23 protein-coding genes are annotated in these 22569 nt (G+C 63.6%); 13 read left to right on the forward strand and 10 right to left on the reverse strand.

What is annotated here, in order from left to right:
- Positions 1-60: 60 nt before the first annotated feature.
- From HMPREF2617_RS09895 to HMPREF2617_RS09915, 5 genes are all read right to left on the reverse strand, one after another.
- A complete protein-coding gene (locus HMPREF2617_RS09895) occupies positions 61-570 on the reverse strand; it encodes a GNAT family N-acetyltransferase (protein WP_083323264.1) in 510 nt (169 codons plus the stop codon).
- The gene (gene dapD / locus HMPREF2617_RS09900; protein ID WP_070840626.1) at positions 560-1534 is read right to left on the reverse strand and encodes a 2,3,4,5-tetrahydropyridine-2,6-dicarboxylate N-succinyltransferase; all 975 of its coding nucleotides are present in this window, start codon (positions 1532-1534) and stop codon (positions 560-562) included. The genes HMPREF2617_RS09895 and dapD overlap by 11 nt, the downstream gene beginning before the upstream one ends.
- Before the next feature lie 5 nt (positions 1535-1539).
- On the reverse strand, positions 1540-2898 hold the full coding sequence (locus HMPREF2617_RS09905) for an amino acid permease (protein WP_070840627.1): 1359 nt from the start codon (positions 2896-2898) through the stop codon (positions 1540-1542).
- Positions 2898-4319, reverse strand: coding sequence for an amino acid permease (locus HMPREF2617_RS09910; RefSeq protein ID WP_070840716.1), 1422 nt, complete (start codon positions 4317-4319; stop codon positions 2898-2900). Before HMPREF2617_RS09910 ends, HMPREF2617_RS09905 begins: the two co-directional genes overlap by 1 nt.
- A 62-nt stretch (positions 4320-4381) precedes the next feature.
- Complete coding sequence (locus HMPREF2617_RS09915; protein WP_070840717.1) at positions 4382-5323, reverse strand: 2,3,4,5-tetrahydropyridine-2,6-dicarboxylate N-succinyltransferase; 942 nt, start codon at positions 5321-5323, stop codon at positions 4382-4384.
- Positions 5324-5352: 29 nt separating this feature from the next.
- Here HMPREF2617_RS09915 and dapE point away from each other — a divergent pair, with 29 nt between their 5' ends.
- From dapE to HMPREF2617_RS09950, 7 genes are read left to right on the forward strand one after another with little or no spacing between them, the layout of a single operon-like run.
- Positions 5353-6453 (forward strand): succinyl-diaminopimelate desuccinylase, encoded by a 1101-nt coding sequence (gene dapE / locus HMPREF2617_RS09920; RefSeq protein ID WP_070840628.1) that lies wholly within the window; start codon positions 5353-5355, stop codon positions 6451-6453.
- Positions 6454-6458: 5 nt separating this feature from the next.
- The gene (locus HMPREF2617_RS09925) at positions 6459-7244 is read left to right on the forward strand and encodes an LOG family protein (protein WP_070569802.1); all 786 of its coding nucleotides are present in this window, start codon (positions 6459-6461) and stop codon (positions 7242-7244) included.
- Positions 7237-8076 carry a dihydropteroate synthase gene (folP, locus tag HMPREF2617_RS09930; RefSeq protein ID WP_246818904.1) on the forward strand — a complete coding sequence of 280 codons (840 nt, stop codon included), beginning with the start codon at positions 7237-7239 and terminating at the stop codon, positions 8074-8076. The genes HMPREF2617_RS09925 and folP overlap by 8 nt, the downstream gene beginning before the upstream one ends.
- The gene (locus tag HMPREF2617_RS09935; RefSeq protein WP_371441308.1) at positions 8073-8822 is read left to right on the forward strand and encodes a glucosyl-3-phosphoglycerate synthase; all 750 of its coding nucleotides are present in this window, start codon (positions 8073-8075) and stop codon (positions 8820-8822) included. Before folP ends, HMPREF2617_RS09935 begins: the two co-directional genes overlap by 4 nt.
- A gap of 10 nt (positions 8823-8832) precedes the next feature.
- A complete protein-coding gene (locus tag HMPREF2617_RS09940) occupies positions 8833-9138 on the forward strand; it encodes a hypothetical protein (RefSeq protein ID WP_070615215.1) in 306 nt (101 codons plus the stop codon).
- 12 nt (positions 9139-9150) lie between these two features.
- Positions 9151-9321 carry a DUF3117 domain-containing protein gene (locus HMPREF2617_RS09945; RefSeq protein ID WP_070421785.1) on the forward strand — a complete coding sequence of 57 codons (171 nt, stop codon included), beginning with the start codon at positions 9151-9153 and terminating at the stop codon, positions 9319-9321.
- 28 nt (positions 9322-9349) lie between these two features.
- Positions 9350-10210, forward strand: coding sequence for a methyltransferase domain-containing protein (locus tag HMPREF2617_RS09950; protein ID WP_070820552.1), 861 nt, complete (start codon positions 9350-9352; stop codon positions 10208-10210).
- Positions 10211-10316: 106 nt separating this feature from the next.
- Here the strand turns inward: HMPREF2617_RS09950 and HMPREF2617_RS09955 are convergent, their stop codons facing one another.
- Positions 10317-11741, reverse strand: coding sequence for a GH32 C-terminal domain-containing protein (locus HMPREF2617_RS09955; protein WP_070840629.1), 1425 nt, complete (start codon positions 11739-11741; stop codon positions 10317-10319).
- Positions 11741-12895, reverse strand: a complete 1155-nt coding sequence (gene glgA, locus HMPREF2617_RS09960) for a glycogen synthase (RefSeq protein WP_070840630.1) — start codon at positions 12893-12895, stop codon at positions 11741-11743. Before glgA ends, HMPREF2617_RS09955 begins: the two co-directional genes overlap by 1 nt.
- 67 nt (positions 12896-12962) lie before the next feature.
- Between glgA and glgC the strand changes: the two genes are divergently transcribed.
- Entirely contained in the window at positions 12963-14180 is a 1218-nt protein-coding gene (gene glgC, locus HMPREF2617_RS09965; RefSeq protein WP_070829517.1) for a glucose-1-phosphate adenylyltransferase, read from the forward strand.
- Here glgC and HMPREF2617_RS09970 read toward each other — a convergent pair.
- Positions 14177-14830, reverse strand: coding sequence for an O-methyltransferase (locus tag HMPREF2617_RS09970; RefSeq protein WP_070816898.1), 654 nt, complete (start codon positions 14828-14830; stop codon positions 14177-14179). The two genes, glgC and HMPREF2617_RS09970, sit on opposite strands and share 4 nt — an antisense overlap.
- A gap of 111 nt (positions 14831-14941) precedes the next feature.
- Between HMPREF2617_RS09970 and sigE the strand changes: the two genes are divergently transcribed.
- Genes sigE through tatB form a run of 3 tightly spaced genes read left to right on the forward strand, consistent with a single transcriptional unit; the run spans position 14942 to position 16269 of the window.
- A complete protein-coding gene (sigE, locus tag HMPREF2617_RS09975; protein ID WP_070569810.1) occupies positions 14942-15532 on the forward strand; it encodes an RNA polymerase sigma factor SigE in 591 nt (196 codons plus the stop codon).
- 19 nt (positions 15533-15551) lie between these two features.
- On the forward strand, positions 15552-15872 hold the full coding sequence (locus HMPREF2617_RS12415) for an anti-sigma factor family protein (protein ID WP_070453058.1): 321 nt from the start codon (positions 15552-15554) through the stop codon (positions 15870-15872).
- Between the two features lie 10 nt (positions 15873-15882).
- On the forward strand, positions 15883-16269 hold the full coding sequence (gene tatB, locus HMPREF2617_RS09985) for a Sec-independent protein translocase protein TatB (protein WP_070421791.1): 387 nt from the start codon (positions 15883-15885) through the stop codon (positions 16267-16269).
- On the opposite strand, the gene HMPREF2617_RS09990 is transcribed toward tatB, so the two are convergent.
- Positions 16262-17398 (reverse strand): Mrp/NBP35 family ATP-binding protein, encoded by a 1137-nt coding sequence (locus HMPREF2617_RS09990; RefSeq protein WP_070840631.1) that lies wholly within the window; start codon positions 17396-17398, stop codon positions 16262-16264. The genes tatB and HMPREF2617_RS09990 overlap by 8 nt on opposite strands.
- A 59-nt stretch (positions 17399-17457) precedes the next feature.
- Between HMPREF2617_RS09990 and HMPREF2617_RS09995 the strand changes: the two genes are divergently transcribed.
- Both HMPREF2617_RS09995 and HMPREF2617_RS10000 read left to right on the forward strand, forming a co-directional pair.
- Complete coding sequence (locus HMPREF2617_RS09995; RefSeq protein ID WP_070421793.1) at positions 17458-17985, forward strand: YflT domain-containing protein; 528 nt, start codon at positions 17458-17460, stop codon at positions 17983-17985.
- A 6-nt stretch (positions 17986-17991) separates the two neighbouring features.
- The gene (locus HMPREF2617_RS10000; RefSeq protein WP_070829521.1) at positions 17992-18702 is read left to right on the forward strand and encodes a type 2 periplasmic-binding domain-containing protein; all 711 of its coding nucleotides are present in this window, start codon (positions 17992-17994) and stop codon (positions 18700-18702) included.
- Between the two features lie 63 nt (positions 18703-18765).
- On the opposite strand, the gene HMPREF2617_RS10005 is transcribed toward HMPREF2617_RS10000, so the two are convergent.
- Positions 18766-22500, reverse strand: a complete 3735-nt coding sequence (locus tag HMPREF2617_RS10005) for a multifunctional oxoglutarate decarboxylase/oxoglutarate dehydrogenase thiamine pyrophosphate-binding subunit/dihydrolipoyllysine-residue succinyltransferase subunit (RefSeq protein WP_070840632.1) — start codon at positions 22498-22500, stop codon at positions 18766-18768.
- Positions 22501-22569 lie beyond the last annotated feature (69 nt).

The following is a 22569-nucleotide window of genomic DNA, read 5'->3' on the forward strand; positions in this document are numbered from 1 at the left end:
GCATCCGCCCGGAGCCATGCAACAACTCTTTAACTAGCCAATAACCCGCCAGCGAGCGGGCTATTCGGCATGCTTGACATACTCCACGTGTTCATCACGCTCGCCAGCAAAGACGAAACCGTTGACCTCCGCGACGTGGCGCGAGGCAGCATTGTCTGGCAGCGCCCGAATAATCAGCAGGGGAGCCCCCTCGGCGAAAGCGTGATCGGTCACCAGGCGCACGGCACGAGTCATCAGGCCACGCCCGCGGGCCCACGGGGCAGTGTTGTAACCAAAATCGGCACCACCGGAATCATCGGGGCGCAGCTCGATGCTGCCGCAGTACCGGTCATCGACGACAAGCGCCCACCGCACACACCCATCACCCGCATCGCCGAGGAACGCCTCCGCCATCTCCACGGTGTACGGCGACGGCACCGTCGTCCACTCAACCATCCGCGGGTCAACCGACGCAGCGAACAGGTCGTCGCGCACGCCCGGAACGGTTTTCACGCGCGACCACGGCAGGAGCGTCAACTCGCCGTCGGTGAGAGTGTCGTTGGCGGGTGGGAACCAGGGGTTAGTTGGCATGGAGGGCCTCGTTGAGTTCGATGCCCTTTGCAGGGACGGCTTCGACGGAGCCGGTGACGGAGTTGCGGCGGAATTGCAGGCCGTTCGCGCCGGAGAGTTCGAGGGCCTTCACCTCGGCGCCGGTGTCTTTGCCCAGGGCTTCGGCGACGGGTGCGGTGAGGACGACCTTTGTGCCGGCGGTGACGTAGAGGCCGGCTTCGACGATGCAGTCGTCGCCAAGCGAGATGCCCACGCCGGCGTTGGCGCCGAGGAGGCAGCGTTCGCCGAGGGAGATGACTTCTTTGCCGCCTCCGGACAGGGTGCCCATGATGGAGGCGCCGCCGCCGATGTCGGTGCCGTCGCCGACGACAACACCTGCGGAGATGCGGCCTTCGACCATGGATGCGCCGAGGGTGCCGGCGTTGAAGTTCACAAATCCTTCGTGCATCACGGTGGTGCCTTCGGCGAGGTGGGCGCCGAGGCGGATGCGGTCGGCGTCGCCGATGCGCACGCCGCTCGGCACAACGTAGTCGACCATGCGTGGGAATTTGTCCACGGAGAAAACGACGACGGGGCCGTTTTCGGCGAGGCGTGCGCGGGTCATTTGGAAGTCGGCGACGGCGCAGGGGCCGTAGTTGGTCCAGACGACGTTGGACAGGAGGCCGAAGATGCCGTCCATGTTGGCGCCGTGTGGGCGGATGAGGCGGTGGGACAGTAGGTGGAGGCGCAGGTAGACGTCGTATGCGTCGATGGCCGGTGCGCTGAGGTCGGCGATGGTGGTTTCGACTGCGACGCGGGCGACGCCGCGGGCCTCGTCGGGGCCGACGAGGTTGGTGAAGCGGGCGTCGGGCTCTTCTAATCGACGAGTGCCTGTTTCCGTCACCGCCTCGTCAACCTTGGGGGCGGGGTACCAGACGTCGAGGACTGTGCCGTCGTGGGTGATGGTCGCGATTCCGCGTGCAATTGCAGTCGTGGGGGTAGTCATGGCGACTACCTTACGACACTGCGTTTCTTGGTCAGTAGCGACAAGCCGACCAGGGCGAGGGAGAGGATGGTGACGGAGATGACTTGGGAGCGGGCGGCGTCGTCGAAAAGCATGAGCACCGTCAAACCGACGAGGGCGGCGAGCGTGACCCATGGCACCCAGGTGGCGCCGTGGACGCGGACGGCGGATTCGCTGATGCGTGGGTGGAGTTTGATGAAGCTTAAGGTGATCATGATCCAGGTGACGATGAGGCAGCCGCCGGTTGCGGACATGATGAAGTCGATCATTCCGGGCGGGTTCCACCATTGCAGGCCGACGGCGAGAAACGCGAAGACTACGGAGACGAGCACGGAGTTCATGGGCACGTTGTTGGCGTTGGTTTTTGCCATCCATTTTGGTGCGTCGCCTTCGAGCGCTTGTTGGTAGCCGAGGCGGGAGGTGCCGTAGAGCTGCGCGTTGAATGCGGAGAGTAGTGCGAGCACGATGACGACTTCCATGAAGGCTGCGGCGCCTGGGATGTTTGCCATTTCGAGCACGGCGGTGAAGGGGGAGTCGGCGGCGGAGTCGGCGCCGTCGATGGTGGCGTATGGCAGCAGCAGGGTGATCACGGCGACGGAGCCGAGGTAGAAGATCGCGATGCGCCAGATGATGGAGTTGACGGCGCGTTTGACGTTGTCGGCGGGGTCTTCAGATTCGGCTGCAGCGATGGTGACCACTTCGATGCCGCCGAATGCGAATGCCACGGCGAGGAGGCCTGCGGCGATGCCGGCGACACCATTGGGGGCGAAGCCGGATTCGCGCACGTTGTCAAAGCCGACGAAGCCGCTGGCGGGCAGCACGCCCAGCCAGAGGAGAACGCCGATGATGAGGAAGCCGACGATGACGGCGATTTTGATCATGGCGAACCAGTACTCGAACTCGCCGAAGCCTTTGACCTGTGCGAGGTTTACGGCGGTGAGTACGACGACGACGATGAGGCCAGGCACCCATTGGGGGACGTCGAACCAGGAGGCCATCATGGCGGAGGCGCCGGTGAGTTCGGCACCACACGCCATGATCAGCAGGAAGTAATACAGCCAGCCGAGGAGGAATCCTGACCAGTGGCCGTACGCCATGCGTCCGTAGGTGGCGAATGAGCCCGATGATGGGTGGGCGGCGGCCATTTCGCCGAGCATGCGCATCACGGCAATGACGATGAGTCCGGCGATGGCGTATGCGACCAGAATCGCGGGGCCGGCGGCACGAATGCCGACGCCGACGCCGAGGAACAGGCCCGCACCCACGGCAGTGCCGAGCCCCATGAGTGTCAGGTGGCGGGACTTCAGCCCGGTGCCGAGCTCGCTATTGCTTGTCGACGACCCCATTACCGCACCTCCTCAATCTCTGCCACGTTCTTCTTCGCCGGTTGCTTTCCTGTCGCGCGGGTCCACAAAACTCCCGCGAGGGAAACGACACCGACAACGACGGCGACGGCGAACATTTGGAATCGCCCGTCGGGGTCGGCGAGCATGAGCAGGATGACTCCGCCGGCGAGCGCGATCATGACCCAGGGAAGGACGTTGGGGGCCCACATACGTACGTCGGTGATTTCGCCGCTTGCTTCGAGCTTCGGGTGCAGGCGGACGAACGACAGGGCGACGACGATCCACAGCACGATCAGGCAGCCACCGACTGCGTTGAGGAGGAAGGCGAGCAGCCCGGGCGGGTTCCAGTACTGCAGGGCAACGGCGACGAAGCCGAAGAACACGGACACGATCACGGCACGGACGGGCACGCCGCGGGGGTCGGTTTTAGCGAAGATCTCGGGGGCGTCGCCACGCACTGCAAGGTTTTGCATGAAGCGCGACGAACCGTAGATCTGCGTGTTGCAGGCGGACAGCAGGGCGACGACGATGACGGCCTCCATGATGCCGACGGCGCCCGGGATGTTTGCCATTTCGAGCACTGCAGTGAACGGGGAGTCGGCTGCGGAGTCCGCGCCGCCGATTTCGTCGAAAGGCAACAGCAAGACGATCAGCAGCACGGAGCCGATGTAGAAGATGGAGATGCGCCAGATGATGGAGCGGATCGCGGAGTGGACGCCGGCTTCGGGGTTTTCGGATTCGGCGGCGGCGACGGTGACCAGTTCAATGCCGCCGAACGCGAAGGCGACCGCGAGCAACGCGGTGGCCACACCAGCCCAGCCGTTGGGCATGAAGCCGACCTCGCTGATATTCGACAGGCCTACGAACCCGCCGGTGGGTAGCACACCGAGCCACAGGGCCACACCGATGCACAGGAACGCCACGATCACAACGACCTTGATCAGGGCGAACCAGAATTCGAACTCGCCGAAGTTTTTCACCGCGGCGAAATTGATCACGGTGAAAAAACCAATGGCGATCAGCGCCGGGATCCAGGGGGAAATGGCGAACCATTGGGCGACGATCGCGGACGCGCCGGTGATTTCGACGGCCATGATCATGATCATCATGAACCAGTACAGCCAGCCGATGGCGAAGCCGGCCCAGCGGCCGAAGGCTTGCTCGGCGTAGGTGGAGAACGTGCCCGACGACGGGCGCGCGGCGACCATTTCCGCGAGCATCTGCATGAAGCACACGGTGATGAAGCCTGCGACGATGTAGGCGAGGATGACGGCGGGGCCGGCGGCTGCGATGCCAACGCCGGTGCCAAGGAAGAGCCCGGCACCGATGGCTGAGCCGAGGCCCATCATGGTGAGGTGGCGCGTTTTCAGGCCGCGTGCGAGCGCGGTGGAATCGGCGACGGGGGAAACGGGGGTTGACATGTCGAACACCTTAAACCTCGACATGCAGTGAAGTGCATTCTTTTCCGGTTTATATGCGTGTGTTACGTGCGCGTGGTTTCTGTGGGGCGCAGCACGGGGGCGGTGGTGTAGGGCTCGTGTTGGATGCGCAGGTTGTCGCGGCCGGTGAGTTTTCCCGCGGGAAAATCTTCTCCGGTGGCGGGGTCGAAGATTCGGGTGTGGGGTTCGAGGGTGATGCCGGCGCCGATGTCGCAGTTGTTGCCGAGGGTGATGCCGTTGATGCTGGCGGTGGGGTGGAGGTGGCAGTTGGCGCCGATGCGCATGGGTTGGCGGGCGAGGGCGTTGTTGTTGGTGGGGGTGGCGATGAGGGCGGTGCTGCGGGCGAGGGTGGTGTTGGCGCCGACGGCGACTGCGGAGGAGATGGTGCCTTCGATGCGTGCGGGGCCGAGGGTGCCGGCGTTGTAGGAGATGTAGCCTTCGCGGACGACGGTGGTGCCTTCGGCGAGGTGGGCGCCGAGGCGGACGCGTTCGGCTTCGGTGATGGTGACGCCGGTGGGGACGACGTAGTCGACCATGCGGGGGAGGCGGTCGATGCCGTAGACGTGGATGGGGCCGCGGGCGCGGAGGTTGGTGCGTACGGTTTCGAAGTTGTTGGGGAGGCAGGGGCCTTTGTTGGTCCAGGCGACGGGGGTGAGGTGGTTGAGGGCGCCGTCGAGGTTGATGGTGAGTGGTTCGACGAGGCGGTGGGAGAGGAGGTGGAGGCGGAGGTAGACGTCGTGGGCGTCGATGGGTGGGGCGTCGAGGTCGGCGATGGTGGTGCGGACGGGCACGGTTTCGACGAGGCGGTCGCGGTCGGCGCCGATGAGGCGCAGGAATTCGGGGGAGAGGTTGTGGGCGGAGGTGCGTTGGGTGGTGGTGGGGTGGTCGTCGTTAAGTGTGAGCTTGGGGTTGGGGTACCAGGTGTCGAGCACTGTGCCGTCTATGGCGATGTTGGCGATTCCGAGGCCGTGTGCTCCCAAAGACATGGCCGTCATTGTAAACGTAGGATCGCGGTGTGACTTCCTTAGATCTTTTTGCGGACCCTGTTGTTTTGTCGGCTGCGTTGGTGGATATTAAGTCGCCGTCGCACCATGAGGAGGCGATCGCGGACGCCGTTGAGGCTGCGTTGCGTGGCCTTGAGCATGCGGAGGTGCAGCGCTTCGGTAATACCGTGGTGGCGCGTACGAATTTCGGGTTGGATTCGCGGGTGGTGTTGGCGGGCCATATTGATACGGTGCCGCTGGCTGATAACACGCCGCATCGGCTCACTACGTCGACGTCGGGTGAGATCTTGCACGGCTGTGGTTCAGTGGATATGAAGTCGGGGTTGGCGTGTTATTTGCATGCGTTTGCCACGTTGGCGCAGCCGGGGAAGGCGGCGCATGATTTGACGCTGATCGCTTATGAGGGCGAGGAGGTGGCGCAGGAGTTCAATGGCTTGTACCACCTTGAGCGTGATCATCCGGAGTTGCTGCAGGGGGATATTGCGTTGTTGGGCGAGCCGTCGGGTGCGATCATTGAGGCGGGTTGCCAGGGCACGATCCGGGTGTTTGTGGATGCGCATGGCACGCGTGCGCATTCGGCGCGTTCGTGGCTTGGCCATAATGCGGCGCATGATCTTGCGGGTGTGCTCACCCGTATCGCGGCGTATGAGCCGCGCACTGTGCTTATCGACGACTGCGAGTACCGCGAGGGTTTAAACGTCGTCGGGCTGGAGGGCTTCGTGGCGACGAATACGATCCCGGATCACGCGCGACTGATCGTGAATTTCCGCTACGCGCCGGATCGCAGCGTCGAGGACGCGAAGGCGCACTTGGAAGAGACACTCGCGCTGGAAGAGGGCCTCGAGCTCATTTACGACGACGTCGCGCCGGGTGCCATGCCGGGTCTTGGCGACCCGGTGGCGGCTGGGCTGGTCAAGGCTGTGGGCGGGAACTTCCGTGCGAAGTTCGGCTGGACGGATGTGGCGCGCTTTTCTAGCCTGGGTGTTCCTGCGGTGAACTTCGGGCCTGGCGATCCGGGGTTTGCCCACAAGAAGGACGAGCAGTGCCCGGTCGATGAGATTCGTCAGGTGGCGGCGCAGTTGCTCGATTACCTGAGTGCTGAAAGCGAGTAAGAGATATGGCTCCGTTGAATTTCCCCCGCCCGGACCGTGACCGGAAGTTGCGTGGGCCGATGGCGCTGCGCAATGAGGCTGAGCAGGCCACGACCTATGATCAGCGTTTGTTGGAGTCCATGGGGCAGTCTGATGGGTACTGGAAGCACCAGGATCCGTGGCGTGTGATGCGGATCCAGTCGGAGTTTGTGGCTGGGTTTGATGCGTTGTCGGAGTTGCCGAAGGCTGTGACGGTGTTTGGCTCAGCACGTCTTGGCGAGGGCACGCCTGAGTACCAGTTGTCCTACGAAGTCGGCCGCGCGCTGGTGGAGGCGGGCTACGCCGTGATCACCGGCGGTGGGCCGGGTTTGATGGAGGGGCCGAACCGGGGTGCTCACAACGCGGATGGTTTGTCGGTTGGTTTGGGTATCGAGTTGCCGTTTGAGCAGGGCCTGAACGACTGGGTGGATCTGGGTCTGAATTTCCGGTACTTCTTCGCTCGCAAGACTATGTTTTTGAAGTACTCGCAGGCGTTTATTTCGCTGCCCGGTGGTTTCGGCACGATGGACGAGGTCTTTGAGGTGCTGTGCATGGTGCAGACTGGCAAGGTGACCAACTTCCCGATCGTGCTGATGGGCACTGAGTTTTGGTCCGGGCTCGTGGATTGGATTGAGCAGCAGTTGCTCGGCCGCGGGTTGATTTCGCCGGGGGATGAGAAGTTGTACCTGGTTACCGATTCGGTGGAGGAGGCCGTGGCGCACATCGTGGAGGCCCACAAGGTGATGACGGATCAGCGTCTGCGTGATGAGTGAGGTCATGGCGATCGTGAACCGCACGCCCGACTCGTTTTATGACAAGGGTGCGACGTTCGCGATTGAGAAGGCGCTTTTGCGTGTCGACGACGCCGTTTCCGCCGGGGCCAGCATCATCGACATCGGCGGCGTGAAGGCAGGCCCGGGCGACGACGTGTCCGTTGCCGAGGAGATTGACCGTGTCGTGCCGCTTATTGCCGGGGTGCGTGAGCACCACCCGGACGTGACGGTGAGCGTGGACACCTGGCGCGCCGCGGTGGCCGAGGAGGCGATCGCAGCCGGCGCGGACCTGATTAACGACACGTGGGCAGGCTTCGACCCCGAGTTGGTTGAGGTGGCAGGCGCCCACCGCGTGGGGTACGTGTGCTCGCACACCGGCGGGGTCACGCCGCGCACGCGCCCGCACCGGGTGCACTACGACGACGTGGTCGCCGACGTGATTGCGGAAACCACCGCCTTGGCCGAGCGCGCCGTCTCGCTGGGCGTGCCGGAGGAAGCGGTGTTCATCGACCCCACGCACGACTTTGGCAAGAACACCTACCACGGGCTGGAGATCCTGCGGCGTATCGACGAAATCGTCGCCACCGGCTGGCCCGTCCTCATGGCCCTGTCCAACAAGGATTTCGTAGGCGAGACCGTCGGGCGTGGCCTCAACGGTGCCGACATCACCCAGCGCGTGCCGGGAACCCTTGCAGCGACTGCCTGGGCGGCCGCGCGCGGCGTTGCGGCGTTTCGCGTCCACGAGGTCGAGGCGACCATCGACGTCATCCGCATGATCGAGGCGATCCAGGGCACCGCGGCACCGCTGGCAACCGTGCGGGGGCTCGCGTGAGTGCCGACACGCTCGCCGGCATGCGCACCGATGTACGAATCAGTGTGGTGATTCCTGCGCTGGATGAGGAGGCGACGGTGGGTGGGGTCGTCGAAAAGTGTGTGGCTTCGTCAGCGGACGAAGTCATCGTCATCGACTCAGACTCCACCGACCGCACCGCCGAGCGCGCCGCCGCAGCCGGGGCAACCGTGGTGAACTGGCGCGACGTCGACCCGCGCGTACCCTGGCCCGGCAAGGGCGAGGCGCTGTGGCGCGGCGTGAAGGCCGCATGCGGCGACGTGGTGGTCTTCGTCGACGCCGACGTCACCTCACTCGAACCCTGGTGGGTCGACGCGCTCGCCGAGCCATTTATCGACGACACCGTCCACCTCGTCAAAGCCTCCTACACCCGCGAAGGCGCCGGCGGTCGCGTGACCGAATTGACCGCGAAACCCCTCCTGCGCGCCCTCTTCCCGGAGATCGCCGTGGACCAGCCGCTCGCCGGCGAATACGCCATCCGACGCTCAACCGCGCTTTCGCTGCCATTCGTCGCCGGCTACGGGGTGGAAGCGGGCTTGCTCATCGACGTCGCCCGCGCCCACGGCCCAAAAGCCATCCAGCAAGCGCAACTGAGCCCCCGCACCCACCGCAATAGGCCGCTGCATGAACTTGCTGGGATGGCTGATGTCGTCGCAAAGACAATTCTCGCGCGCGCAGGAAAATTCCCCGTCGAGGTCAGCGAGCGCCCCGCCTGGGACGACAGCTAAACTAACCCGCATGCTTTCCTGGATCATCCTCATCCTGGTGCTCGCACTGCTGAGCATCATTGGCCTCAAACTGTTCGCCACCGTCTTCGGCCGCGGCGAGGCCCTGCCGCCCATGCCGCCGAGCGAAGAGGTGAAGGAAGCCAACCGCCGCGCGGTGGAAGAAGGCAACTTCGGCGACATTCAGCTCGAGGTTGTGCACCGCGGTTACCGCATGGATCAGGTCGATGCGCTCATCGAACAGTTGGCAGGCGGCAACCTTGCGCCGGAAACACGGGTAGAATCTCCGGAAGAACACGTTTCGGAAACAAAGCAATAAGGAGTGTTGACGATGGCAGCAATGAAGCCGCGTACCGGTAGTGGCCCGATGGAAGCGGTGGAGGAGTCGCGCAAGATCGTCATGCGTATCCCGTCTGACGGTGGCGGACGCCTCGTCATTGAACTGAGCAAGGAAGAGGCTGGCGAACTTGGCCGCTTGCTCACGGAGGCTGCTGGAGAGTAGTTCCGGCCAAACGCGGTAGTATCACCACATGCTCAACGAGATCGTGGATGTACTCGCGGACCCGGTAGACCTGACCCCGCTTCGGGGCGAGGACGATTTTGGTCGTCTCGTCTCCGAATCGGGGCATTCTTATGACGTAGCCAAGCAGGGTTATGTCACGCTCGCGTCGGGGCGCGGGCTGAATCATGAGGGCGATTCGCTGGAGATGATCAACTCTCGCGAAACGTTCCTGTCGAATGGCCATTTCGCGCCGTTTGTGGAGGCGGTGTCGGATCGTGTGGCGGATGTTGTGGAGCATTCCGCGGGCGATCGGGATCCGGTGATTCTGGAGGCCGGTGCCGGAACCGGCTACTACCTTGCGCACACGCTGGACCTAATTGATGGCGCGCGTGGTGTGGGGTTGGATATTTCGGTGCCTGCTGCGAAGCATTTGGCTAAGGCGCATCCGCGTTTGGGTGCGATTGTGGCGGATGTGTGGGAGCAGCTGCCTATCCGCACGGGGGCGGTTGATGTGGTGACCGTGGTGTTCGCGCCGCGCAATCCTGCGGAGTTTGCGCGTGTGCTTAGCGACGACGGCGAGGCCGTCATCCTCGTCGCCGACCAAGGCCACCTCGATGAGCTGCGCGAGCCGCTCGGCATCCTCGGGGTGGAGGACGGCAAGGTGGCGCGACTGATCGAGCAGTCGGCGCAGTGGCTGACCCCGGTGGCTGATCCGGAGTTGATTTCGTTCCCGATGAATCTGGGCCGTGACGCGATCGCCGCGCAGGTGGGTATGAGCCCGTCGGCGCGTCACCTGGATAAGGACGTGCTGCACGCGCGACTCGAGGACCTCCCGGAGCAGATGGAGGTCACCGCCCGCGCCCAGCTGATCCGTCTGCGCAAGAAGTAGCGCGCCGGCGCTTCGCTCACGCTGCGCTAAAGAAACGGAGAAGGCCCGCGTGATGCGGGCCTTCTTGCTGTGCCTAGCTCATGTGCCGGCTCACGCGCCGGCTGGCTTAGAAGCGGGCGGGGTATCCGCGGCGCCACTCGCCGCTGATGGATGCTTCGCCGGTGGCGCGGCTGCGGATGCCGTTGCAGCCGCCTTCGGGCCAGATGCGCGACGACATGACAACGCTGCCGCCGCCGGCGTAGACCTCGAGGGTGCAGCCGTCGACGATGACGGTGACGTTGTCTTCGTCGTCGTCGTGAAGCGGTGCGGTTGCGGGGGAGCCGTCGAGGCGGTCGAGTGTGAGCTGCTCGCCGTTATGAGTGATCACCGCAGCCGGTTCGTTGTTGCCGTCGAGCACCTCGAGGGTGACCTGGGAGCCGGCCGGGATTTCGCACAGGCCGGCCCACATGCGGGCGCGGTCGGTGGCGCTGACGGCGTCTGGCAGGCCTGGTGCGGGCACTTGGAAAAGACGCCCACCTTGCAGGGTGGCGCGGCGCGGGAGGGTGAGGGCGTTGGCCCAGCCTTCGGTGGCCCAGTTGGGTTCGAGGGTGGGGTCGCCGGCGCGGTCGGTGTTGGTCATGAACCCGAGCAGGTAGGCGCGCTCGTAGCGGTTTTCCGCAGTGGTTTCGTCCAGCGGGTAGTTGGTGTTGCGTGGGCGGGTGAAGTCGTGGCCGTAGTCGAGAAGCGTAAACGGCGTGGTGATGTCGAAGACGTTGCCCCGCAGCCGGCCCACGGCGTAGACGGCGGTGTCTTTGCCGTCGCGTTCGAGGGTGATGAACAGGACGTCGCGGATTTCGCCGTCGACTTCGTCGCGCAGGCGCACGATGCGTGGGGCGACGAGGGAGGCATCGAGGGTGATGCCGGTGTCGCCATTGAACTCGAGCGGGCCTTGCAACTCCCAGTCTCGGCCGTCGGGGGAGGTGAGGACGACCGGCTTGGGGTCGGTGACAGGCCCGGTCACGGCGAGCATGAGCCAGCCGTCGTGGCCTTGATTGCGGTCGGTTTCCGTGTCCCAGGCGGGTACGACGCAAGGCGAGCGGAAATTGGTGTCGCCGGCGGTGTCGTCGACTGCGGTGCCGGTGCGCTCGGCGGCATCGGAGACGTCAGTGTCGTCAGCGTCAGCGTCGTCGGCGTCGAGGTCGTCGTAAAGCCTGTCCACGTGCGCAACGTGGGCGATCTGGATGGTGTTTCCTGCCGGGGTTTCGGAGGAGAAGTACAGGTTGACGCCGTCGCCCGCGGAGGTGACGGATCCTGCGCGGATGTTGATTTCGTCGCCGGAGGGGACGATGACGTCGTTGCAGTCGAGCCAGTTGAATGCGTCGTCTTCGCTGACTTCGTGGCCCCAGCGGCTCGGGGTGTCGGGGGTTGGGCGGTACTGGTAGAACATGTGCCACAGGCGGTTCTCGCGGCTGCCGATGCGGAATACGCCAGCTGGGCCTTCGAGAATGCCGCGTTCTGCGGTGACGTGTAGTTCGGGACGGTAGACCGTCATCAGATCAACCCCTTGTAGATGTCTACGGTTTGTTTCGCGATTGTGCGCCAGGAGAAGGATTCTTTGGCTCGGGTGAGTCCGGCGCTGCCCATGGTGGCGGCGCGGTCTTTGTCGCCGGCGACGGCGTTGACCGCCTCGGCGAGGCGTTGTTCGAAGTCGGTGGTGTCGTCGGGCGTGTAGTCCACAAGCACGCCAGTTTCGCCGTCGACGACGACTTCGGGGATGCCGCCGACGCGCGAGGCCACCACCGCGGTGCCGCACGCCATGGCCTCCAGGTTCACGATGCCCAGCGGTTCGTAGACGGATGGGCAGACGAAGACGTCGGCGATGGTGTAGACCTGGCGTACTTTTTCGGCGGGCAGCATGTCTTGGACCCAGAACACGCCGTCACGCTGCGCTTGTAGCTTTTCGACGAGCCCACGCGTCTCAGCAGCAATCTCCTCGGTGTCGGGGGCGCCGGCGCAGAGGATGAGCTGGACGTCGTCGTCGAAAAGCTGTGCTGCTTTGAGCAGGTGGGCGACACCTTTTTGGCGGGTGATGCGCCCGACAAACGCGACGACCGGCCGCGAGGTGTCTACTCCGAGTTCTTCGGCGATGGTGCCGGTGTCCGGGTACCAGTTGGCGGGGTCGATGCCGTTGAGGACGACGTGGACGCGGGAGTCGTCGATACGCGGGTAGGCGCGCAAAATGGCATCTTTCATTCCGGCAGATACGGCGATGACCGCGTCGGCGTTTTCCATCGCGTTTTTCTCCGACCAGGAGGACACGTTGTAGCCGCCGCCGAGCTGTTCGCGCTTCCACGGGCGGTCCGGCTCGAGCGAGTGGGCGGTGACCACGTGGGGGATCTCGTGGAGCAGCCCGGCGAGGTGGCCGCCGAGGCCCGCGTACCACGTGTGCGAGTGCACCACGTCGAGCCCGGCTGCGGCATCGGCCATGCGCAGGCCTGTGGACAGGGTTTTGATCGCGCTATTGGCCCCCTCGAGTGCGGGGTCGACGCCGTGGACGTATACACCTGCGGCGTCGCGTGGGGCGCCCATGCAGTGGACGTCGACGTCGGCGAATTCGCGCATGAACCGCGTGAGTTCTGTGACGTGCACCCCGGCGCCGCCGTAGACCTCCGGCGGGTATTCGCGCGTGAGCATTCCTACCTTCATGTCCGCCGAGCCTACTGACGTTGCGGAATCCCTGCACGAGCCTTGAATTGGCATTAGCCTTGCGGTTATGAAAAGCCAGCCTCGAGTTCTCGCCATTGTCCTGGCCGGCGGGGAAGGCAAACGCCTGTTTCCCCTGACGGCTGACCGTGCTAAACCTGCCGTTCCGTTCGGTGGTAATTACCGTTTGATCGATTTTGTGCTGTCGAATTTGGTCAACGCCGGCTATATGCGTATTGCGGTGTTGACGCAGTACAAGTCGCACTCGCTGGACCGCCATGTGGCTACGGCGTGGAACATTTCGGGGCCAACGCAGCAGTACATCGCGTCGGTTCCGGCGCAGCAGCGTCGCGGGAAGCGTTGGTACAACGGGTCGGCGGATGCGATTGTGCAGTCGCTGAATCTCATTTACGACGACATGCCTGACTACGTCTTGGTCTTTGGCGCGGACCACGTCTACCGGATGGATCCGTCGCAGATGGTTGAAGATCACATCGCTTCGGGTAAGGCTGCCACCGTGGCAGGCATTCGCGTGCCGCGTGCGGAGGCGAGCGCGTTCGGTTGCATCCAGGCCGACGATGACGGCACGATCACCGAGTTTTTGGAAAAGCCGGCCGACCCACCGGGTACCCCGGACGATCCGGAGATGACGTTCGCATCGATGGGCAACTATTGCTTCTCTACCGAGGCGCTAATCCAGGCGCTGCTGGAGGACGAGCAGAACGAGGATTCCAGCCACGACATGGGCGGCGACATCATCCCGTACTTCGTCGCGCAGGGCGAGGCGAATGTGTACGACTTCTCCATCAACGGCGTGCCGGGCGCAACCGATCGTGACCGCGGCTACTGGCGCGATGTGGGCACGATTGATTCGTTCTACGAGGCCCACATGGATCTGATTTCCTCGCACCCGGTGTTCAACCTGTACAACAAGGCGTGGCCGATCCACGCGACTGACGACGACAACCTGCCCCCGGCAAAGTTCGTCCTCGGTGGTATTGCGCAGGAGTCCATTGTGGCGTCCGGCTCGATCATTTCCGGTGCGACGGTGCGTAACTCGGTGCTGTCCACCGACGTGCGCATCGAAGAAGGCGCGACGGTGGAGGGCTCTGTGCTCATGCCGGGTGTGCGCGTGGGCAAGGGCGCGGTGGTGCGCCACTGCATCCTGGACAAGAACGTTTACGTCTCCGATGGGGAGACGGTCGGTGTGAATACGGAGCGCGACCGCGAGCGGTTCACGGTGTCCGACGGCGGTGTTGTCGTCGTCGGTAAGAGCGAAGTTGTTTAGCCGATTTTGGTGATCAGCGTCAGGCCGCCGTCAAGCGGCAGACGCGCCACCGCGGCGCCGCGCTCGGCTGTCAGCGTATCGACGAACTCATCCGCCTCACGGGCGGCCTCTGTTTCGCGGTCGCGGCGGGTGGGGTCGGCCACGGTGCCGTCGAGAAGCGAACCTGCAAGCACCAACGTGCCGCCCGGGGCCAGCAACGGCCAGGCGGCCTCGATGAGCGGGCGCAGTTCGACGGGGGAGACGTCTGCGTAGACGATCTGGTAGGCGTCGTTAGCCAAGCGCCCCATTACTTCGAGGGGACGTGCGGTGAGGAAACGTACACGCGACGGGCTAAACCCTGCGTTGCGCACCGCTTCCTTCGCGCCGGCCTGCAGTGCGGCTTCCGGCTCGATGCAGGTCATGGTGGCCTTCTCCGGCAGGCCTGCGAGCAGGTGCAAGCCCACAACACCGGCGGCCGGGGTCACCGCAACCGCACCCTGGGATGCGTTCGGGGCTGCCGCCGCGAGCACCGTCAACAGGTCGCCGACCACCGGGCTGGGTGCCGGGGTGCCGTTTTCGGCAGCGTCCTCGCGCGCTGCGCGCAAAGCTTCCGCAACCTGGTCGGAAAGGTGGCCGCCTTCGGTGGAACGGGCGGCGAGGTACGAGTTCATCTGGGTAAATGCGGTCTCACTCACACGCCACATCATAGCCGTGTTGCGTTCACAGGATTCTGTTAACTGGTTGGCTGGCTTTGGGGCAGTGAGTCTGCGAAACTATTGCGCATGAGCACTGACGTTCCACTCACCGGTACCGCAGCGTTTGACGCAGGCCAGGCAGCAATGCCGACCTGGTCTGAACTGGTGAAAGAACATGCCGACAGTGTCTACCGCCTAGCGTTTCGTCTCTCCGGTAATCAGCACGACGCGGAAGATCTCACGCAAGAGACGTTTATGCGTGTGTTCCGCAACGTGAAGCAGTACCAGCCTGGAACGTTCGAGGGTTGGCTGCACCGCATCACCACAAACCTGTTTTTGGACATGGTGCGTCGTCGCGCCAAGATCCGCATGGAGGCGCTGCCCGAGGATTACGAGCGCGTGCCCGGCACCGACATGACCCCGGAAGATGCGTACTCCGTGACCAACCTGGACCCTGCGTTGCAGAAGGCGTTGGACGATCTGAAGCCGGAGTTCCGCGTGGCCGTGGTCCTGTGTGATGTGGTGGGGATGAGCTACGAGGAGATCGCTGAAACCCTCGGAGTGAAGATGGGTACTGTACGATCGCGTATCCACCGCGGTCGCGCGCAGATGCGCGAGTCGTTGGAGAAGCAAGCCCTCCACAGCGCCGCCGCGAAGGAACTTATCCGCGCCCGGTAGCAGGGAAGGAGTCGGCGCCGTGACCAGGTTTAACTCCACCGATCATCTCAATCCGGAGGCGATTGCCGCCTATGTGGACGGCGAGTTGTCCAAGGCTGCCACCGTGCGCGCCGAGCGGCACCTGCGGTTGTGTGGGGAGTGTTGTGAGGAAGTTCAGGCGCAGCGGGGGACGTCGCAGCGTCTGCAGGTGTGTAATTCCTCCGACATGCACGCCCCGGCGTCGCTTGTGGAGCGACTGGCGATGCTTTGCGACGAAGACGTGACCGACACCCCCGAAACCCCCAAGGGGATCCGGAGCCGAGTGGAGTCTGCGATTCGCTCGCTGACGCACCGTGAGTAAGGTGAGTTAGGTGTTTTCTAGCATCGGTTGGGGCGAGATTTTCTTCATCCTGATCATCGGGTTGATCGTGATCGGGCCCGAACGCCTGCCTTCTGTCGTCGAGGATGTGCGCGCCGCGATCTATGCGGCCAAGAAAGCGATCAACAACGCCAAGGCGGAACTCAATGGTGAACTGGGGGAGTTCGAGGAGTTTAAGAAGCCGATCGATACTGTCTCGCGCTATGCGGCGATGGGGCCGAAGCGTGCGATGGCGAAGGTGTTGTTCGAAGACGACGACCCCAGCGAGCCTCCAGCGCCGAAGACACCACCACAGGCGCCGCCGCAACAACAAATGCGCCCCGAGCCGCGGGATTCGCAGCCGGAGCGCAAAGGCTTTTCCTGGGAGGACGTTATTTAACCTGCGGGTTCAGGCTCTTGCCTGCCAGTGAGTTCGGGCGCACCTTTAGCTTGTCGACGATCTCAAGCACCGCCTTGGCCGCCGGCGAATCTGGGTCTGAGATGACAACCGGGGTGCCAGTATCGCCGTGTTCACGCAGCTTCGGGTCCAGTGGCACGGAGCCGAGTAGTTTCACGTCCGAATCGGTGAGCTGGGTCAGGCGCTCGGCGACGTGGTCGCCGCCGCCCTCGCCGAAGATGTTGAGTACCGTGCCGTCCGGCATGGTCATGCCCGACATGTTCTCGATTACGCCGGCGATCTTCTGATCAGTCTGCTGGGCAATCGTGCCGGCGCGCTCCGCGACCTCTGCCGCAGCAGCCTGCGGGGTGGTGATGATCAGCAACTCCGCATTCGGCACCAACTGCGCGACGGTGATTGCCACGTCACCCGTTCCCGGGGGCAGGTCCATGAACAGCACGTCCAGATCACCCCAGTACACGTCGCCCAAGAACTGCTGGATCGCACGGGTGAGCATCGGGCCACGCCACACGACAGGGGCGTTGCCTTCCACGAATTGCCCCACCGAGATGTGGCGCACGCCGTGGGCGATAGGGGGCATGATCATTTCGTCGACAAGCGTGGGGCCCTGGTCCTCAGAACCCATCAACCCCGGCACCGAGTGGCCGTAGATATCGGCGTCCACAATGCCCACCGTCAGGCCCTGGGCGGCCATAGCGGTGGCCAGGTTCACAGTCATCGAGGACTTACCCACACCACCCTTGCCGGAGGCCACCGCGATAACACGCGTGCGCGTATCCGGATCCGCAAATGGGATCGCCGGGCCGGTCTGCTCGCCGCGGAGTTTCTGAGCAAGCGCACGGCGCTGCTCGTCGCTCATCGTGTGCAGCGTGATGCTCACGTCGCCCACGCCGTCGAGCTCCTCGACTACAGCGCGCACATTTGACTCGATGGTGTCGCGCATCGGACAGCCTGCGATTGTGAGATAAATACCGACCGCAACATTGTTGCCGTCGATGGTGACCGATTCCACCATGTTGAGCTCCGTGATCGGTTTGCCGATCTCCGGGTCATCAACGCGCGAAAGCGCTTCGTGGACATCGCTTTCCAAAATCTGATGTTCAGTAGCCATTGCCACGCGATTATACGGCCGTTCCTGGGGGATTTTGGAATCCCGATAGACTACCCAGCATGACTGAACCTATGAACCCATCGTTGAATAAGCGTATTGGTGTCACAGAGGTGCCCACCGGCTGGCCTGTGGGCAGCTTTTCCACCTACGCCGAGGCGCAACGCGCCGTGGACAACCTGTCCGACAGGGAGTTTCCTGTAGAGAAGCTTTCCATCGTTGGTGTGGACTTGATGCAGGTGGAAAAGATTACCGGCCGGCTTACATGGCCGAAGGTGCTGGGCACCGGCGCGCTGTCGGGTTTGTGGATGGGCCTGTTTTTCGGCCTGCTGCTTTCCCTCATCTCGGTTCCGGGTGCTGGCCTGACCATGTTCGTGTGGGCGGTTGTTATCGGTGCGATCTTCGGCACGGTGGCCTCCGCTGTGGCCTACGCGTTCACCGGCGGCAAGCGCGACTTCGCGTCTGCAACCACGATCGTGGCTGGACGCTACGACGTGCTGTGCGAGCCGGATGCTGCACCGCAGGCCCGCGACATGATCGCACAAGCAGGCGGTCGCACTCCCGCCTCTGAAAACGTCATCGGCGAGTAACCGACCATGAAGGCACACCACCAGTTTGTTGCAGCCGCAGCCCTGTGCACGGCCGCGGTTGCGCTCTCTAGTTGCGCGTCGGAGGACAACATCTACACTCAGGCGCGGCCGGAGAAGGCCGATATCGCCATCGCCATCGACGGCGCCTCCAACGAACAAGTCGTACTTGGGGAGATCTACAGCCGCGTACTTAAGGGCCAAGGCCGGCCGACGAGCGTGACCTCAGTGACGGGGCTGGATGACGCGCCGACGCTTGAGGTGTTGCGTGAGCAGCCGATTGACTTCGTCGTCACGTGCACTGGGCGTCTGCTCGAAGAGTCGGACCCTAAGGCCGCCAAGGAGCTAGCGGGCGGCGATGTTACCGATGGCGCATATACTGACGAGGTCTATGGGGCCGCTGTCGCCGCCATGCCGGGGGATATGCGCACCGTCGACCCGTCACCCGCCCAAGCGTGCGGAGAGAGCGAACTGTCGCAAAACGTCATCCCGGTGTTCCATAAAGGCACCTTCGACCGCGGTGAGATCAACCGCCTGAACTTCATCACCCGCGTGCTGTCCACTGACCGTCTCGAGGAGATGGCGGAAGAAGTGGACAAGGGTGCCACGGTGGAGGATGCGATTGCGGAGTGGATGATCGAATACGCCCACATCGACGTCCACCACGACGCCCCGGCAGACCCAGAGGATGTGATCGACCCGGACTCTGCGTCCAAATAACCGAATAACAAAAACTCCGGCCCGGCTTTTCACAAGCCGGGTCGGAGTTTTTAGGTGTGCAGGTTAGTCAGCGAATGCTTCCTCAAGCAGCTGCTTTTCTTCCTGCTGGTGCACCTTGGCCACACCGGTTGCGGTGGTGGACTGTGCACGACGGGACACGCGGACCATCTCCGGCATGTCCGGGATCAGGGTGCGCAGGTGCTCGTTGTAGAACGGCCATGCGCCCTGGTTTGCCGGCTCGTCCTGGACCCAGCGGATCTCCTTGGCGTTCGGGTAGTTCTTGAACGCATCGGACAGGCGGTTGAACGGGATCGGGTGGAGCATTTCCACGCGGATGATCGCAACGTCGTCGCGGCCGTCCTTCTGACGCTTCTTGTCCAGCTCCCAGTAGATCTTGCCGGAGCACAGCATGATGGTCTTCACCTTGTCGGTGTCGCCGATCTTCTTGTTGCCGCGCTCGACGAAGTTCGGGTCGTCGATGACGGACTGGAAGCGGTTGACCTCGGTGAAATCAGACGGCTGGGACACTGCAGCCTTGTTGCGCAGCATGGACTTCGGGGTGAAGACGACCAGCGGACGCTTCATCTCGCCGAGAGCCTGACGGCGCAGCAGGTGGAAGTGGTTAGCCGGGGTGGACGGCTGCGCGATGGTCATGGAGCCTTCCGCGACGAGCTGCAGGTAGCGCTCGATACGAGCAGACGAGTGGTCCGGACCCTGACCCTCGTAGCCGTGCGGCAGCAGGGAGATCAGGGAGGACACTTCGCCCCACTTGGTCTCGGAGGAGGACAGGTACTCGTCGATAATCGTCTGGGCGCCGTTGGCAAAGTCGCCGAACTGTGCTTCCCAAGCGACAACCGCGTCCTTGTTGCCAAGGGTGTAGCCGTACTCGAAGCCCATGCCTGCGTACTCGGTCAGTGCGGAGTTGTAGACCTGGAACTGGCCGCCGTTGCCGGCTTCCTGCGCGTTGTGGTCGAGCGGGTTGAACGGCTCGGCGTTGTCCGGGTTGTACAGCACAGCGTGACGCTGGGTGAAGGTACCGCGCTGGCAGTCCTCACCGGCGAGGCGGACAAACTTGCCCTGCTCAGCCAGGGAACCGAAGGCGAGCAGTTCGCCCCAGCCCCAGTCGATGTCGCCGTCGGTGAACGAGCCGCCGCGCTTGGACAGGACGGACTTGAGACGCTTGTTCGGGGTGAAGTCCTCCGGCAGGTTGGCGTACGCGTCTGCGAGGCGCTTGAACTGCTCTTCGGAGATGTTCGTGTCCAGGCCGCGGGTGAGCTTCTGGGAATCGGTAATACCGGTCTGCTCGCTCGGCTTGCCCTTCTCGGACTTCACGTCGGTGAAGACAGCGTCGAGCTGGTCGTGGAAGTCCTGTGCAGCCTTCTCTGCGTCTTCCTGCGTGATGTCGCCACGGCCGATGAGGTCCTGGGTGTAGCGGGTACGCACCGACGGGTGGTTGTTGATGCGCTCGTACATGACCGGCTGGGTCACGGTCGGGTCATCAGCCTCGTTGTGGCCGCGCAGGCGGTAGCAGATGAGGTCGATGAAGACGTCCTTGCCAAACTCGCGGCGGTACTCGGTAGCGAGCTGCGCAACCCATGCGGCTGCCTCCGGGTCGTCGCCGTTGACGTGGAACACCGGGCAGTCGAAGCCCTTGGCCAGGTCGGTGGCGTAGTAGGAGGAACGGCCGGAATCCGGGGTGGTGGTGAAGCCGATCTGGTTGTTCACCACGATGTGGATGGTGCCGCCGACGGTGTAGCCCGGCAGGCGGGACAGGTTCAGGGTCTCCTGGACGATGCCCAGGCCGGTGAACGATGCGTCGCCGTGGAGCATGAGCGGAACCACCGGGTGGTCCTCGCGGCCCTTGGCAGCCTTGATCTGGTCTTCCTTGGCGCGCGCCATACCGACGAGCACCGGGTCGACTGCCTCAAGGTGGGACGGGTTCGCAGCCAGGGAGACCTTGATCTCGCCGTCGCCGAACATCTGGATGTGCTCGCCCTCGAAGCCGAGGTGGTACTTCACGTCGCCGGAGCCACCCTGCTGGGCTGCGCGCATGTTGCCTTCGAACTCGTTGAAGATCGTTGCAACTGGCTTGCCCACGATGTTGAACAGGACGTTCAGGCGGCCACGGTGCGGCATGCCGATGACAACCTCTTCCAGGCCCTGGCCTGCAGCGGTGTCGATGATGGCGTCCATCAGCGGGATGAGGGTCTCTGCGCCCTCGAGGGAGAAGCGCTTCTGGCCGAGGTACTTCGTCTGCAGGAAGTTCTCAAAGGCCTCAGCGGCGTTGAGCTTCTGCAGGATGTACTTCTGCTCTGCACCGGTCGGCTTCGGCATGCCTGCTTCGACGCGGTCGCGCAGCCATTCGCGCTCGTCGCGGTCCAAGATGTGGGAGTACTCGGAGCCGACCTTCAAGGTGTAGGAGGAGCGCAGGCGCGCCATAACCTCGCGCAGGGTCATCTGCTCCTTACCGCCGAAGCCGCCGACGTGGAAGGTGCGGTCCAGATCCCACAGGGTCAGGCCGTGGGTCTCCATGAGCAGGTCACGCGAATCCGGCTTCGCCAGACCAGGCTGGTGCCAATGCAGCGGGTTGGTGTCTGCGATGAGGTGGCCGCGGGAGCGGTATGCCTCGATGAGCTGCATGACACGGGTGTCCTTGTTAATGCCCGTGTTCGGAAGATCCTGTGCCCAGCGAAGCGGGGAGTACGGGATTTGCAGGGACTGGAAGATGTTGTCCCAGAACTTGTCGTCGATAAGCAGCTGCGAAATATCGCGCAGGAACTCGCCGGACTCTGCACCCTGGATGACGCGGTGGTCGTAGGTGGAGGTCAGCGTGACCAGCTTGCCAACGCCGAGCTCGGCGAGGCGGTCCTCGGAAGCGCCGGCGAACTCTGCCGGGTAGTCCATAGCGCCAACGCCGACGATGGTGCCCTGGCCCTTGGTCAGGCGCGGGATGGAGTGGCGGGTGCCGATGCCGCCTGGGTTGGTGAGCTGGATGGTGACACCGGAGAAGTCATCCATGGTTAGCTTGCCGTCGCGTGCACGAGCGACGATGTCCTCGTATGCGTCAACGAACTCGGAGAAGGACTTCTTCTCGCACTCCTTGATCGCAGCGACGACGAGGGAGCGGGAACCGTTCTTGCCCGGAAGGTCGATAGCCAGGCCGAGGTTGATGTTCTCCGGCTGGATGGCGAAGGACTTGTTGCCGTCCTCCTTGTAGTTCTTGTTCATGTCCGGGTGCAGCTTCGTCGCCAGGACGATGGCGTAGCCCAGGATGTGGGTGAAGGAGACCTTGCCGCCACGGGTGCGCTTGAGATGGTCGTTAATCAGCGCGCGGTTCTCAAACATGAGCTTGACCGGCATGTCTCGCACGGTCGTCGCCGTCGGCACCTCGAGCGACTCGTTCATGTTCTTCGCAATCGCACGGAATGCGCCCTTGAGCTGGAACTCGCCCGGCTCGACCTCGACCTGTGCGATCTTGTCCAGCGGGGAGGCCTTCGGCTTCGGCAGGGTGCGCTGCGGGCGGTTAGAGACCTTTGCTGCGGCCTCGTCGACCTTGGTCTCGCGACCATCCTGCGAAGGTGCGCCGGTGGAACGGGCAACCTTCGGGTCGGTCTTCGCCTGGCTTGCACCTGCCTGCGAAGGGGTGACGTTGGACGTGCCATTAGCGGTCTTCGGTGCACCCTTTTTCTCAAACAGTTCACGCCATTCGGCGTCGACCGAGTTCGGGTCGTCCTTGTACTGCTGGAACATCTCGTCAACCAGCCAGCTGTTCTGGCCGAACGTGTTTTCGCTGCTCACGGCAGGTTCTCGCCTTCCTTCTGTTTCGATTTCGCGGAACGTTTCTTTGACTGTAATCGTCCGCGCTGA

Source organism: Corynebacterium sp. HMSC070H05, assembly GCF_001837615.1.
GTDB lineage: Bacteria > Actinomycetota > Actinomycetes > Mycobacteriales > Mycobacteriaceae > Corynebacterium > Corynebacterium coyleae.